Annotated in this window: 16 protein-coding genes; 5 read left to right on the top strand and 11 right to left on the bottom strand. The window is 72.4% G+C overall.

Annotated features, from left to right (window positions below):
- Positions 1-89 precede the first annotated feature (89 nt).
- Positions 90-761 (bottom strand): response regulator transcription factor, encoded by a 672-nt coding sequence (locus tag NQ165_RS05435; protein ID WP_257526195.1) that lies wholly within the window; start codon positions 759-761, stop codon positions 90-92.
- A gap of 144 nt (positions 762-905) precedes the next feature.
- Here NQ165_RS05435 and NQ165_RS05440 point away from each other — a divergent pair, with 144 nt between their 5' ends.
- Complete coding sequence (locus NQ165_RS05440) at positions 906-1,190, top strand: GlsB/YeaQ/YmgE family stress response membrane protein (protein WP_257526194.1); 285 nt, start codon at positions 906-908, stop codon at positions 1,188-1,190.
- 101 nt (positions 1,191-1,291) lie between these two features.
- Entirely contained in the window at positions 1,292-2,236 is a 945-nt protein-coding gene (glsA, locus tag NQ165_RS05445; protein ID WP_257531977.1) for a glutaminase A, read from the top strand.
- A gap of 36 nt (positions 2,237-2,272) precedes the next feature.
- Here the strand turns inward: glsA and chrA are convergent, their stop codons facing one another.
- A complete protein-coding gene (gene chrA, locus NQ165_RS05450) occupies positions 2,273-3,517 on the bottom strand; it encodes a chromate efflux transporter (protein WP_257531980.1) in 1,245 nt (414 codons plus the stop codon).
- Positions 3,518-3,637: 120 nt separating this feature from the next.
- On the opposite strand from chrA, the gene NQ165_RS05455 reads away from it, so the two are divergent.
- Complete coding sequence (locus NQ165_RS05455; protein ID WP_257526190.1) at positions 3,638-4,492, top strand: DUF72 domain-containing protein; 855 nt, start codon at positions 3,638-3,640, stop codon at positions 4,490-4,492.
- Positions 4,493-4,516: 24 nt separating this feature from the next.
- Here NQ165_RS05455 and NQ165_RS05460 read toward each other — a convergent pair whose 3' ends face one another.
- The 4 genes from NQ165_RS05460 to NQ165_RS05475 form a co-directional block, all read right to left on the bottom strand.
- On the bottom strand, positions 4,517-5,998 hold the full coding sequence (locus NQ165_RS05460; RefSeq protein WP_257526189.1) for a lipase maturation factor family protein: 1,482 nt from the start codon (positions 5,996-5,998) through the stop codon (positions 4,517-4,519).
- Between the two features lie 71 nt (positions 5,999-6,069).
- Entirely contained in the window at positions 6,070-6,471 is a 402-nt protein-coding gene (locus tag NQ165_RS05465) for an arsenate reductase ArsC (RefSeq protein WP_257531981.1), read from the bottom strand.
- Positions 6,468-7,568 (bottom strand): ACR3 family arsenite efflux transporter, encoded by a 1,101-nt coding sequence (gene arsB / locus NQ165_RS05470; protein WP_257526187.1) that lies wholly within the window; start codon positions 7,566-7,568, stop codon positions 6,468-6,470. The genes NQ165_RS05465 and arsB overlap by 4 nt, the downstream gene beginning before the upstream one ends.
- Positions 7,565-7,909: a helix-turn-helix transcriptional regulator gene (locus NQ165_RS05475; protein WP_257526186.1), complete on the bottom strand. Its 345-nt coding sequence runs from the start codon at positions 7,907-7,909 to the stop codon at positions 7,565-7,567. Before NQ165_RS05475 ends, arsB begins: the two co-directional genes overlap by 4 nt.
- A 193-nt stretch (positions 7,910-8,102) precedes the next feature.
- Between NQ165_RS05475 and NQ165_RS05480 the strand changes: the two genes are divergently transcribed.
- Positions 8,103-8,453 (top strand): hypothetical protein, encoded by a 351-nt coding sequence (locus tag NQ165_RS05480; protein ID WP_257526185.1) that lies wholly within the window; start codon positions 8,103-8,105, stop codon positions 8,451-8,453.
- An 84-nt stretch (positions 8,454-8,537) separates the two neighbouring features.
- On the opposite strand, the gene NQ165_RS05485 is transcribed toward NQ165_RS05480, so the two are convergent.
- From NQ165_RS05485 to NQ165_RS05500, 4 genes are all read right to left on the bottom strand, one after another.
- On the bottom strand, positions 8,538-8,849 hold the full coding sequence (locus NQ165_RS05485; RefSeq protein WP_257526184.1) for a hypothetical protein: 312 nt from the start codon (positions 8,847-8,849) through the stop codon (positions 8,538-8,540).
- A 30-nt stretch (positions 8,850-8,879) separates the two neighbouring features.
- A complete protein-coding gene (locus tag NQ165_RS05490; protein ID WP_257531983.1) occupies positions 8,880-10,262 on the bottom strand; it encodes an FtsX-like permease family protein in 1,383 nt (460 codons plus the stop codon).
- Positions 10,259-10,999, bottom strand: coding sequence for an ABC transporter ATP-binding protein (locus NQ165_RS05495; RefSeq protein ID WP_257526182.1), 741 nt, complete (start codon positions 10,997-10,999; stop codon positions 10,259-10,261). The genes NQ165_RS05490 and NQ165_RS05495 overlap by 4 nt, the downstream gene beginning before the upstream one ends.
- Before the next feature lie 102 nt (positions 11,000-11,101).
- Entirely contained in the window at positions 11,102-12,403 is a 1,302-nt protein-coding gene (locus tag NQ165_RS05500) for an MFS transporter (RefSeq protein WP_257531985.1), read from the bottom strand.
- Between the two features lie 84 nt (positions 12,404-12,487).
- Here NQ165_RS05500 and NQ165_RS05505 point away from each other — a divergent pair, with 84 nt between their 5' ends.
- The gene (locus NQ165_RS05505) at positions 12,488-13,069 is read left to right on the top strand and encodes a helix-turn-helix transcriptional regulator (RefSeq protein WP_257531987.1); all 582 of its coding nucleotides are present in this window, start codon (positions 12,488-12,490) and stop codon (positions 13,067-13,069) included.
- Positions 13,070-13,093: 24 nt separating this feature from the next.
- On the opposite strand, the gene NQ165_RS05510 is transcribed toward NQ165_RS05505, so the two are convergent.
- Positions 13,094-13,792, bottom strand: a complete 699-nt coding sequence (locus NQ165_RS05510) for a DsbA family protein (protein ID WP_257531989.1) — start codon at positions 13,790-13,792, stop codon at positions 13,094-13,096.
- Between the last annotated feature and the right edge of the window lie 93 nt (positions 13,793-13,885).

Here is a 13,885-nt window from a genome sequence, read left to right on the forward strand (position 1 = left end):
TCGAGAAAGTGGTACTGAGGCTCAGTCTACGCGGGACCCGGTGCCACGAGGCGTGCGGCGAAGCGGGCCCACGGGCGCGGCGGCGGGCGTCACGGCCCGCCCATCCAGTGCTCGATGCGATGGGTGTCGGGGGTGAATCCATGGCGCACGCCCCACAGCACCGCCTGGGTGCGGCTGGACGCGCCGATCTTCCGGTAGACCGATCGGATGTAGGACTTCACCGTGTTCGGGCTGAGGTAGGTGAGACGGGCGACCTCGGCGTTGCTCTTGCCCTGGGTGATGAGGGCGAGGATCTCCGACTCCCGATCGGTGATGCCCTCCAGCCGGCCCGGCCACTCGAGACCCGGCGCGCTCGGGGCCCGGCGACCCTGCTCGCTGATCACGACCTCACCGGAGTGGACCGCCTCGATCGCGTCGACCAGCTGGGCCGCGGTCAAGGTCTTCGAGAGATACCCGTGCACCCCTTGCCGTCGAGCCGACGCGATGAGCTCCGGGTGGAAGTTCCACGTGTACATCACCACGCGCCGGGCACGCGGGTTCTTGATGAGCTCGGAGATCTCCTGGTGGTCGGACTCAGGCTGCGCGAAGGAGTCGTACAGCACGACGTCCACCTGGTCGCTCACGCCCTGGTTCGCGTCGATCTCCGCGATCACGACGCGGTCGCGGTGGTCGTCGAACAGATGCGCCAGCCCCTTCAGCACCACGTCGTAATCGTCGACGAGGGCGACCGTGATGGGGGACGGGTTCGAGCGCGAGGACACGTCCTGAGCTTTTCACCCCCAGGGGTGTGCCGCCACACCCTGAGGGGTGGTCGACTGAACGTGTTGTCGCGCACTGCGGCATCCCGAGCACCGCACGGTGCCCGACCCGACACGTCTCCGGGCGTTTCAACAAGAGGAGCAATCATGCTCGGTCTCATCATCAGCATCATCGTGATCGGCCTCATCGCCGGTTTCATCGCCCGCGCCGTCGTGCCGGGCAAGCAGGACATGAGCCTGCTCATGACCATCGTCCTCGGGATCGTCGGCTCGTTCGTCGGCGGCTTCCTCGGCTTCCTGCTCTTCGGGCAGGACGCGGCCGACGGCTTCTTCCAGCCGGCCGGCATCATCGGCTCCATCCTCGGTGCGATCGTCGCGCTGCTCGTGTACGTGATGGTCACGGGCCGCAGCACTACGCGCCGTCGCTCCTGACGTGACGCCCGCGCGTGCAGGTCGCCCGTGAACCGCGTGAAGCGCCCCGAGTCCCTGAGGACGCGGGGCGCTTCGGCGTTCGGCCGTGTCAGGGTGGGGGCATGAGCCGTCATCGCGACCCCCGCAGCTACGACCTCGACCGCTTGCGCGCGGAGATGCTGGATCACGAGGGCGGAGAGGTGAATGACAGCATCCCGCAGCTCGCCTCGGCCGACCCGACCTTCTGCGCCATCGCCATGGCGCTGCCGGACGGCACGGTGCGCTCCACCGCGCAGGCCGATGTGGCCTTCAGTGTGCAGTCCGCCGTCAAGCCGTTCCTCTTCGCGCTGGCGCTGCTCGACACCGACGGGCAGGCGCTGGAGCGGATCGGCATCGAGCCCACCGGCGAGGCGTTCGACGCGATCAAGCTCGAAAGCGACACCGGCCGGCCCCCGAACCCGATGGTCAACGCGGGGGCGCTGCTGACGGCGAGCATCGTCGACGGCGATGATGTGGCGGCACGCGACGCCCGCATCCTCACCGGCCTGTCGGCCTTCGCCGGGCGCCCGCTCGAGGTCGACGAGGAGGTGGCCCGCGACGAGCATCTGCTGGGCGACAGGAACCACGCCCTCGCCCATCTGATGCGCGCAGAGGGCACGCTGCGGGTGAGCGCCGACGACGCCGTCGCCGTGTACGCGCGCGCCTGCGCCGTGCTGGTGGATGCCGAGGTGCTCGCGGTGATGGGAGCGACGCTCGCCTTCGGCGGGCGCAACCCCCTCACCGGCGAGCAGGTCGTGCCGCCGGAGGTGGCCAGGGACGTCGTGTCGGTGATGGCCACCTGCGGCGTCTACGACGGCTCCGGTCGCTGGATGCGCTCGGTGGGCGTGCCCGCGAAGTCGAGCGTGTCGGGCGCGATCGTGATGTCCGCGCCGCAGCGGCTCGGCGCGGCGGTGATCAGCCCTCCGCTGGATGAGTACGGCACGAGTGTGCGGGGGCATGCGGCGAGCAAGCGGCTGAGCGACGAACTGGGGCTGCACGTCTTCGGCTCGGCCCCCGGCGTCGACTGAACGGGGTCGCGAGCGGCGGACGGAAGCCGTCCCGCGCTACACCAGCGTGATCAGCAGCCCGCCCACCGCGCCCACGAGGACGACCGCCCACGGCGGCATCCGCCAGGCGACGAGCAGCACGAAGCAGACCGCGGCCAGCGCGAACGACGGCGCATCGACGACCGCCGTGACGAACACCGGGTCGTAGAGCGCGGCGGCGAGGATGCCGACGACCGCCGCGTTCGCGCCGCGCAGGAGGGCGCGGGCAGCGGGTCGGGTGCGCACGGCGCTCCAGAACGGCAGCACCCCCACCATCACCAGCATGCCGGGGAGGAAGACGGCCACGAGGGCGACGGCCGCGCCGAGCAGCCCTGCGGCGCCCGGTGCCGACAGGGCGCCGAGATACGCCGCGAACGTGAACAGCGGACCCGGCACGGCCTGCGCGGCGCCGTACCCGGCGAGGAACTGCTCAGGGCTGACCCAGCCGGCGGCGACCACTTCGGCCTGCAGCAGGGGCAGCATCACGTGGCCGCCGCCGAAGACGAGCGCACCGGCGCGGTAGAACCCGTCGGCGATGTCCGCCAGGCGCGTGCCGGCGGCCGCAGCGACCAGCGGCAGGATCATCAGCAGCGCGGCGAACGTCCCCAGCGCGATGGCGCCCGCGCGCCGGGACACCGCCACGACCAGCGCGTCACCCCCGCCGCCGACGGCAGCGCCGCCGAGGTCGCCGGCATCCGGTTCGCGGCACAGCAGCAGCCCGGCCAGCGCGCCGAGCGCGATGGCGGCGACCTGCCCGAGCGAGCCGGCGGCGAGCAGTGCGACGACCACGGCGACGACCGCGATCGAGCCGCGCCGGGCATCGGGCGCCAGCGTGCGCGCCATGCCCCACACGGCCTGGGCGACGATGGCGACGGCGACGATCTTGAGCCCGGTCACGATGCCGTCGCCGACGGGGCTGTCCAGCGCTGCGGCGGCGTAGGCGAACCCCACCAGGAGCATCGCTGACGGCAGCGTGAACGCGAGCCAGGCGACGACGGCGCCCAGGGGGCCCGCCCGCAGCAGTCCCAGCGCGAACCCCACCTGGCTCGACGCCGGCCCGGGCAGGAACTGTGCGAGCGCGACCAGCTCGCCGTACCGGCTGTCGTCCAGCCACCGCCGGCGGGTCACGAGCTCGTCGCGGAAGTAGCCCAGGTGGGCGGTCGGCCCGCCGAACGACGTGAGCCCCAGACGCAGGAATGCCAGGAACACCTCGCCGACGCTCCCGCGTGCGGGCGCCGCGGCCGGTGCCGGCTCTCGGGTCACGTTCGCCTCCCGGACACCATTCAAGCGGATGCCGCGGGCAGGGTGCGCCCTGCCGTGCCGGGCATGCGTGCGCCCCCGGGTCCGCCTTCCTAGGATGGGCGGTCAGCGGAGGGAGCGGCGATGGCCGGGCGGGTGCGGGTGGGGATCTCAGGGTGGCGCTACCCGAGCTGGCGCGGCGACTTCTACCCGCGCGGTCTCGCTCAGGCGCGGGAGCTGCAGTACGTCGGCGAGACCATGTCGACATTGGAGCTGAACGGGTCGTTCTACTCGCTCCAGCGCCCGAGCAGCTACCGCAGATGGCGTGAGGCCGTCCCCGCCGGATTCGTGTTCGCGGTCAAGGGCTCCCGCTACATCACCCACATGCTGCGGTTGCGCGGGATCGAGGTGGCGCTGGCGAACTTCTTCGCCTCGGGCGTGCTGGCACTCGGCGCTCAGCTGGGGCCGGTGCTGTGGCAGCTGCCGGAGCGGGAGGAGTTCGACCCCGACGTGCTCGAGGCGTTCCTGGCATCGCTGCCGCGCACGACCGGCGCAGCCCTCGAGATCGCCCGCCGCCACGACGCGCGCCTGGACGGGCGGGCCTGGCTCGAGATCGAGCGCGACGCCCCGATCCGGTACGCGCTGGAGCCCCGGTCGGCCACCTTCGAGCATGCCGCCCTCGCGCCGCTGCTGCGCGCCCACGACGTCGCGCTCGTGGTGGCGGACACGGCGGGACGTTTCCCCGCGTTCGGCGAGGCGACGGCGTCGTTCGTCTACGTGCGCCTGCACGGCGCGGAGGACCTCTACACCAGCGGCTACACCGACACCCAGCTGGATGCCTGGGCCGCCCGCGTCCGCGACTGGCGCGACGGCACGACCTCCGGCGGCGACGGCAAGCCGCGCGACGTCTACGTCTACTTCGACAACGACGCCCGGGGTCACGCCCCGCACGACGCGGTCGCGCTCGCCCGCCGTCTCGGCGACGGCCCGGCGTCGTAGGCCCGTCGCCTCCCGGCATCCGCCTCAGCCCACGTCGCGCGCGCCGATCGGCCGCACGAGAACCCGGCGCCGGTCGCGCACCCACCGCACGCGGTCGCGGCGGAACTCCGCATGGGTGGCGAAGCGGTAGCGGTAGGACACCACACGCACCCAGCGGGGGCGGTCGCCCGCGAACGGGTCCACGCGCAGCAGCGCAAGCGTCGCGGCATCCGCCTCGAGCAGCCGCCCCAGCAGCGCCGCGAACCAGCCCTCGAGCGACCGCCCCAGCGGCAGGAACCACATGAGCCAGTCCAGCCGCAGGTGGTAGGGCGCCCACTGCCGGGGGATGCGGCGCACATCGCCGGGCTTTCCGCGGAACCCGTACTCCCGCCATGTCGCCGTTTCGGGGTCGGGGTCGGTCGTGCCCTCGATGATGTACTCGACGCGCTCGCGGGTGACCGTGCCGAACGCGCCGTAGGCGTTGGCCAGCTGCCAGCGGTTGAAGCTGGCGTTCATCAGCTGCCGCCGCGCGGCGAGGTTGCGCAGCGCCGGCCAGCTGATCACGACGTACAGCAGCCCCACACCGCTCGTGATCACGAGCCAGTACAGTGGCAGGCCGTCGACGACCCACGGCGGGTCGGATGCCGGCGGGGCGCCGGAGCCGGGCACCGACACCGCCGCGAAGCCCAGCACGATCGTCGCCCAGTTCAGCCAGGCGAAGTTGCCCGTGAGCACGAGCCACAGCTGGGTGACGATGACGATGCCACCGGCGACCGTGCCGACGATCGACGGGACGGGGCCGGGCACCCAGAGGCCGAGCAGGGGTGCGAACAGGAACCACGGCACCACGAGCTGCGAGAAGTGGTTGCCCACCACTTCCAGACGGTGGAACCATCGCGGCAGCAGGTGTGCCTGCCGGCTGAGCGGCCCCGGCATCGGCTGCGTCTCGTGGTGGAACATCAGTGCCGTGAGGTCGCGCCACTCCCGCCCGCCGCGGATCTTGATCATGCCGGCGCCGAACTCCAGCCGGAACAGCAGCCACCACAGCAGCACGATCACCACGGTGGGCGGCGGCTGATCGTCCGACCCGAGGAAGGCCGCCACGAAGCCCGCCTCCAGCAGCAGCATCTCCCACCCGAACCCGTAGAAGGTCTGCCCGATGCTGACCACCGACATGTAGCCGAGCCACAGCAGCAGAAAGCACACCATCGGCACCCACGGCGGCCCGAGCTGGGGGGTGCCCGCGACGAGCGCCGCGCCCACGGTCATCCCCGCCACGCAGAGGGCGCGCAGGCGCCGGTCGCTGTAGCGCACGCGGCGGAAGAGCGTCGGCCCCACCATCCGCGCCCGGCGCGGTGAGGCCGTGGCCCACGCCAGCAGCTCCGGCGCGGGCAGCAGCCCCCGCTCGCCCAGCAGGGCGCGGAACTGGTGGAACGTCGACAGGAACGCCACGATGTACAGCGCCGCGATCCCGCGCTGCAGCACCTGCCGCGCCGCCTCGAAATCCACCGCCGCGAAGCCGTCCATGACGGAACGCTAGAGCCGCGCGGCGCCGAAGCGAAGGGGGTGGCGTGATCGGCGCGCGGGCCGACCGCGACTCAGAGCAGTTCGCCCACGAGCTGCTCGATGCGCGCGCGGATGTCGTCGCGGATGGGGCGGACGGCATCGATGCCCTGACCGGCGGGGTCGTCGAGCGTCCAATCCTCGTAGCGCTTGCCGGGGAAGATGGGGCACGCGTCGCCGCATCCCATCGTGATGACCACGTCGGATGCCTGCACGGCCTCGGTCGTGAGCACCTTGGGCTGCTCTGCGGTGATGTCGATGCCGATCTCGGCCATGGCGTCGACGGCGACGGGGTTGATCCGCTCCGCCGGCAGGGAGCCGGCCGAGCGCACCTCGATGCGGCCGCCGGCGATGTCGCGCAGGAATCCGGCGGCCATCTGGGAGCGGCCGGCATTGTGCACGCAGACGAACAGGACGGAGGGCTTGGCGGGGGTCATGGTGTCTCCGGTCGGGTGGCAGGGGGATCGGTGCGGAACCACGCGCGTGCCGCCCACAGCGACACGTAGACGAGACCGACGAGCACGGGCACCTCGATGAGCGGCCCGACCACGCCGGCCAGGGCTTGCCCGGAGGTGGCGCCGAAGGTGGCGATGGCGACGGCGATGGCCAGCTCGAAGTTGTTGCCCGCTGCGGTGAACGCCAGCGTCGCCGACCGCGCGTACCCGAGGCCGAGCGCCTTGCCGGTGAAGAGCCCGACGAACCACATCACGGCGAAGTAGACCAGCAGGGGCAGCGCGATGCGCCCCACATCCCAGGGGCGCGAGGTGACCTGTTCGCCCTGCAGGGCGAACAGCAGCGCGATCGTGAAGAGCAATCCATACAGCGCCCACGGCCCCACCCTCGGCAGGAAGCGCTCCTCGTACCAGGTGCGGCCACGGCGGCGCTCGCCGATGAAGCGGGAGGCGAAGCCGGCCAGCAGCGGGATGCCGAGGAAGATTGCGACGTTCAGGGCGATCTGCCCGATCGACACGTCCACCCCCTGGCTGTCGAGCCCGAGCCAGCCGGGGAGCACGGTGAGGTAGAACCAGCCCAGCAGCGAGAAGGCGACGACCTGGAAGACGGAGTTGATCGCCACGAGCACGGCGGCCGCCTCGCGGTCGCCGCAGGCCAGGTCGTTCCAGATCACGACCATCGCGATGCATCGCGCCAGCCCCACGATGATGAGCCCGGTGCGGTACTCCGGCAGGTCGGGCAGGAACACCCACGCCAGCGCGAACATGAGGGCGGGTCCGGCGACCCAGTTCAGCGCCAGGGAGGCGACCAGCAGCTTCGTGTCGCCGGCCACCGCGCCGACGCGGTCGTAGCGCACCTTCGCGAGAACCGGGTACATCATCACCAGCAGGCCGAGGGCGATGGGCACCGAGATGCCCCCGAGCTCGAGGCTCGCGAGCAGGGTGGACACCCCGGGGACGAACCGGCCGATCAGCAGCCCGGCGGCCATCGCCAGCGCGATCCACGCGGGCAGCCAGCGGTCCAGCGGCGACAGGCGCGGCCCAGCGGCCGTCGTCGGCCGGGCGGCGGTGGAGGCCCTCATGCGGACCGCAGGGCTGCCGCGGCCGACTCCAGTGCGTCGCCGGCCACCGCGAAGTACGCCCACTTCCCGCGCTGCTCGCGGGTCACCAGTCCGGCGTCGGCGAGCAGCTTCATGTGGTGGGAGACCGTGCCCTGGGAGAGCCCGATCGGATCGGTGAGATCGCAGATGCATGCCTCTCCGTCCGCGCCGGCGGCGATGAGCGACAGCAGCTTCACCCGCGCGGGGTCACCCAGCGCCTTGAACACCTTCGCCAGGCTCCGCGCCTCGTCGTCGCTCAAGGTCGAGGTGATGCGCGGACCGCAGCACGCGGCCCCGGCATCGATCGTCGCGGGAAGACTCATGCCCCGATCCTCTCACGTATCGACGTTCATCGATAGGTGAGAGGGGCTGCGGGTGCGGGGCGGGACGGCGTGCGCGACGCGGGAGGATAACGCGCCGCCGCAGGAAGGGGAACCGGCTGAACCGGATCGCGGCGGTGCGGCACGCTCGTTGCACCGGGACACGTCCCGGACCCGACGACGAGAGGAGTTCGGCATGGCCGACCACGACGACCAGAACGCCCAGGGTGGCAGCACCAGCGCCCAGGAGACCGACACGCTCGCCGGTGGCGAGTACTCCGAGGAGCTCGGCGCGGCGACGCAGGACGCTGACGCGGAGGTCACCGAGCCCGACGACCGGTTCGCCGGTGGCGTCGACGACGGGCCCGGCACGGCCGCGCAGGCCGACGAGCGGTTCGGCGACCCCGGGCCGCAGGCGGCGGCTGCGGCAGCCGCCGATGACGTCGGCGCTCCCGCGGTGCTGCAGCCCGAGACCCAGGGGGAGGACCCCGTCGTCGCCGAGCTCGGCGAGGACGGCGAGGGCGATCTCAGCCCTGAAGACCTCTGACCTCGCCCGACGACGACGGCGCCGCACCCCCGCAGGGGCCGGCGCCGTCGTGGTGCGGGTGAGGGGATGACGTCGGGGGTCCGCTCAAGCCTCGCCGAGGATGCTGCGCATGACCTCCACCGAGATCTCGCTGCGCTCGCCGTCGACGCTCTCGTGCAACAAGAAGGGCACGCCGTTGTCCGTGAGGAACGCGACCGCCTTCTCCAACCGGGGCACGGCATGGATGTGGTCGGCGCCGAAGAGACCGCAGGTGTACAGCGGCTCGCCCGCCCCCGCAGCCAGGCGCATCTCGACCGTGGAGCGGCCGGTGATGCGGTACAGCGCCTGCAGGGCGGGCGGGGAGAGCACGCTCACGCCGTCGAGGGTGATCGAGATCGACACGGGGGAATCGGTCATGCTCTCATCGAACCACGTCGGCCGACCGACTCACGCCGCGCTGCGGCGCACCGCCCGTGCCAGCGGCTCGGTGGCGCGCATCGCAAGGCTCACCGCGGCGAAGCCAGCCACGAAGGTGAGCACCACCACGAGGATGGGAACGGGCGCGATGATCCCTGTCGCCCCCACGATCGGCAGGCTGAGTGCGGTGCCGGCGGCCGCTCCGCCCAGCGCCGCCCAGCGCAGCGGCACCATGACCACGAGACTCCGCGAGTGGCGCAGCTGCTCCTCGGGCATGCCGAGCCGGTCCAGCCCGACGATGAGCTCACGGTCTTCGAGCACCGACGCCGCCTGCGTCACGCCCACCGAGCAGGCCAGCAGCACGAACGCCGCACCGAGCGTCACCAGCACACCGACGCGGATGTCGGACAGCAGCGTGCCCTGCTCGTTCTCGCCGACCGCTTCGAGCAGGCCGATGCCCCCACCGGCCACGACGGCGATGAACGCGATCATCGCGATGCCCGAGACCCGGCGCCACGCCTGCGGCGCGTGCGCAGCGAGTTCGCGACCGGCGATGAGGTTCGCCGCCGAGGTGGCGCGGCGCGCCATGATGCGGCCGCTCAGCGCCACCAGCGGCGCCCCGATGAGGTTGACCAGCCCCATCGCACCGGCGAACATGCCGATGAGGATCATGACCCCGAGGGTGTCGGCGAGCGAGCCGAAGCTGCCCGCCACCACGATGAGGGCGATGAGGAGGACCAGCCCGACGACCAGCAGCACGGTGCGGCGCGGTGCGGCATCCGTGCGTCGGCGCACCCCGAGGGGGCCGAGACGCACCGCGCGCAGGCTGAGCGCGGCGCTGATGGTCGCGAGGGCGGTCACGCCGATGACCGCCCAGAAGACCGCGGGAAGCCCGGCCCACACCGCGCCCATGCCCACCGGTCCGCCGAAGAACGGCAGCAGACCCACGAGCGGCAGCAGCACCAGGTAGAGCACCACGCCTCCGACCGCACCGGCGAGTGCCGTCAGCGCCGCCTCGGCGACCGTCATCGCCGAGACCTCGCCGCTGGTGGCCCCGAGCAGCCGCAGGGTGGCCAGGCGGTCGTTGCGACGGCGGCTCGACAGCCGCGCCGCCGCGGCGCCGAGGGTGAACACCGGCACCGCCAGCAGCACCAGGGCGAGCATGCTCAGCATGGGATAGACCGGGTCGCCTGCCACGCGCGGGTCGGTGTGGAACATGACGGTGCCGCCCACGACGACCAGCAGCAGTGCCGTCGTCACCGCGAAGGCGACCACCGGCAGCAGCAGCGCCGCGCGTCCCTGACGGGACGGTCGTGACAGCAGCGTGGTGAGGGTGACGATGCGGCGGGCCGAGCCGGCCGTGCCACGGGGCGGGGACTGCGGAGCGCGCAGCACGGCGGTGCCGGCGCTCATCGGGCGGCCCCGTTCGCGTCGGCGCGCGCGGCGGTGCCTGCGGTCTCGCCGACGATGCGGCCGTCGCGCATGTGCAGCACGCGGTCGCAGCGTGCCGCGACGTCGGAGTCGTGCGTGACGACGACGAGGCTGCGGCTCTGGCCGGTGGTGGCCTGCAGCAGCGCCGTCATCACCTCGGTCGAGGTCGCCGAATCGAGGGCGCCGGTCGGCTCGTCGGCGAACACGACGGGTGCGCCCGTGGCCTGGGCGCGCGCGATCGCGACGCGCTGGGCCTGACCTCCCGACAGCTGGCCGATGCGTCGGTCCTCCATGCCCGCGAGCCCCAGAGCGGCCAGCCAGCCGGCGGCGTGCGCCTCTGCCTGGCGGCGGGCCACGCCCGTGACGATCAGCGGCAGCGCGGCGTTCTCGACGGCGGTGAGCTCGGGCAGCAGCAGGTGCTCCTGGAAGACGAACCCCACGTGCGAACGGCGCACCGCCGAGCGCTCCGACTCGGTCATGCCCACGAGCTCCAGCGGGGCGCCGCCGTCGACGGCGAGACGCACGGAGCCGCCGTCGGGGGCCAGCACCGCGGCGAGGCAGTGCAGCAGGGTCGTCTTGCCCGAGCCCGAGGCGCCCATCACCGCGACCGACTGCCCCCGCTCGATCGTGACATCGACGCCGGCGAGGGCGGTGAGGGGGCCGTAGCGCTTGACGAGGCCGGTGGCGGCCAGGGCGGGGGAGATCGGAGAGACGTTCATGGCTCCAGTCTTCGCGCCGGTCGTGCACGTGTCGTCGCCCCCGCGGGGGACACGGGTCCGTCGCGAGGATGATCCGCGCCCCATCGCGACCACCCGAGGTTCTCAGCTGCGCGCGAAGCGCGCGGCGTGATCGGCCCAGCCCCCCTCGGTCGGAAGCGCGCGCAGCCCGCGGCTGGCGACGGCCATCGCGGTGGCCACCCCGCACAGGGCGGCGCAGACGAGCAGGGTGCCCTCGCGCCCGACCCACGTCAGGCCGAAGCCCGCGATCAGCGGCCCGAGCGGCATCGCTCCGATCGCCAGCACGGTGCTGACGCTGTTCACCCGCCCGAGCAGCTCGCTCGGAACGGCGACCATCGTGTATCCCATCAATGCGGCGTTGAGCGCGGGAAGCAGCAGCACGGAGGCCGCGAGCACACCGACGATCGCCCACACCGTCTCCAGCTGGGACAGCGCCAGCACCCCGGCTGTCGCCACGCCGAGCCCCGCGATCGCGATCACCCCGGCCTTCACCCGGGGAATCAGTGCGGGCGCGGCGACCGCTCCGACGAGCATCGCCACGCCCGCCCCCGCCGACAGCCAGCCGATGACGGCGGGAGAGTGGCCCGCCTGCTGCATCGCGTAGAGCACGGTCGTGAGGCCGGCGTTGAACCCGAGGTTGATGATCGTGGCGATGAACAGCACCGCGCGCAGATCGTCGCGGGCCCACAGCCAGAGGAAGGCCGTGCGCATCTCGCCGGCTGCGCTGCTCTTCGTCCGCGCGGTCGGGGCGTCGGACGTCGCCGCCGGCGCCGGCGCGCTCTCGGTCGCGCCGGATCCTCCGCCCCGCAGCAGCCACGCCGAGACCGCGGCGATCAGCTGGGCGAGCGTCATCGCGGCGCCGATCAGCCAGCCGCCGACGGCCAGCAGCGCCCCGCCGAGCGGTCCGCCGGCCAGCTGCAGCGCGGCATCCCTGGCCTGGTTCGCCGCCTGCGCGCGCCCCATCGCCGCGTCGGGCACGACCTGCTTGATCGCGCTCTCGCCGGCCACGTCGAACAGACCGGCACGCGCCCCCAGCAGCAGCGTCAGCACCAGCAGTCCGGCGAAGGTGAGGGAGCCGCCGAACGCCAGCACGGTGAATCCCAGCGACAGCACCACGCCGATGGTGGAGCCGAGGATCATGAGCCCGATGCGCGGATGCCGGTCGGCGAGCACCCCGCCGTAGAGCGTCGTGACCGCGAGCACCGCGCCGCCCACCGCGCCGACGATCCCGGCCTGAGCGGGGTCGTCTGTGACGATCAGCGTCAGCAGCGGCAGGGCGAAGGCATACAGCCCGTCGGCCAGACCCCTGCTCGTGTCGCTGACGAGCCAGGTGAGGTAGCGGCGGCTACGCCAGAGCCGGTGCGGCGCAGAAGTCGTCGTGGTCATGCCGCCAGACTAGATGCACAGGAACTATTGCGCAATAACCATTGCGCAACTTCTCCTGCGGAACAGCATGGATACACTCGGACCATGGTCGACGGCGGTGAGGCTAAGCGCAGCGGGGTGATGACGTCCGCGATGCTCAAGGCGATGTCGCATCCCCTGCGGCGCCGCATCATGCGGGTCCTCGCCTCGCGCGACTTCGCCCGGGCCGCGGACATCGCCGCCGAGCTCGACGTGCCGGCGAACAGCGTGAGCTTCCACCTGCGGTCGCTCGCCGATGCCGGGCTCGTGGTCGAGGCTCCCGAGCAGGCACGCGACCGCCGAGACCGGGTGTGGACGGCCGTGGAGGGAGGCTTCGACCTCGGCAGCCCCGATCACCCCGTCGAGGATGAAGCGCTGGGCGGGACGCTTCTCGCCGCGCTGGCCCAGGAGCACACCGACATGCTGCGACGCGTGGTCGTCTGGGCGCCGGAGTACACCGCCGGTCGCAGCTCGGGAGTTCACGGCACGTTCGCCCGCACCATGATCCGGCTGAGCGAGCCGGAGTTCGTCGACCTCATGGAGCGGATCGGCGCGGTGATCGATCAGGCGCGCGAGGCACACGACGCGACCGTCGCCGAGGCACGGGTCTGGGAGCTCGACATCGTCGCGGCAGACGACGTCATCTGAGCCGGCGCCGCGAAGGGCCTGCGATCAGCCGGCGGCGGCGGCGTCCACGGCCTCGCGGAGGCGTGCGGCATCCGAGCCGTCGCCGCGCAGCTCGAACGTCTCGCCGTTGACGACGAGCAGGGGCACGTGGTCGACGGGGGTCTCCGAGCCGACGACCTCGCCGATCCAGTGGTCGTTGCTCTCCTGCACCCACTCGGCCATCGTCAGGTTCTCGACACCGGCGGTGAGGTCTGCGGCGACGCCCGCCTCGGTGGCGTAGGCCAGCAGGTCGGCGTCGGTCGGTGCGCCGTCGGCATCGACCTGGTTCTCCTGCAGCAGGGCGTACAGCGGCAGGACGGCATCGGTCTCGCCCGCGTCGGCGACCAGGCCCAGCAGGTTGGCCGCGCGCGTGGAGTAGTCGGTGGTGTCGCCGCGCTTCTCGCTCACGTAGTTCATCGGGTGCAGCGACAGCGTGATCGTGCCGTCGGCGACCCACTGCTCCAGGTCGCTTCCCGTGGTCTCCTCGAGGACGGCGCAGTATGGGCATGACAGGTCGGTCCACAGCTCCACGGCGACCGGACCGTCGCCGACGACGATGCCGTCGGCTGCCGACAGCGACGTGGTCGCCGCGGAGGGCTCGGGGCTGGTGGCGGGTGCCGCATCCGTGTCGGAGGCGGTGCAGCCGGTGAGTGCGACCAGGGTGGCCGCGAGGACGGCGAGAGGGAGGAGTCGCTGACGGGTCATCCTTCCGTACTACCGCGCGGGCGACGCCCGCGCACATCCGTCGTAGGCCGTCCACGAATCCCTCGGGCATTGTGGTCAGACCACATGTGGAAT

This window comes from Microbacterium sp. zg.Y1084, from assembly GCF_024623595.1.
Classification (GTDB): Bacteria; Actinomycetota; Actinomycetes; order Actinomycetales; family Microbacteriaceae; genus Microbacterium; species Microbacterium wangruii.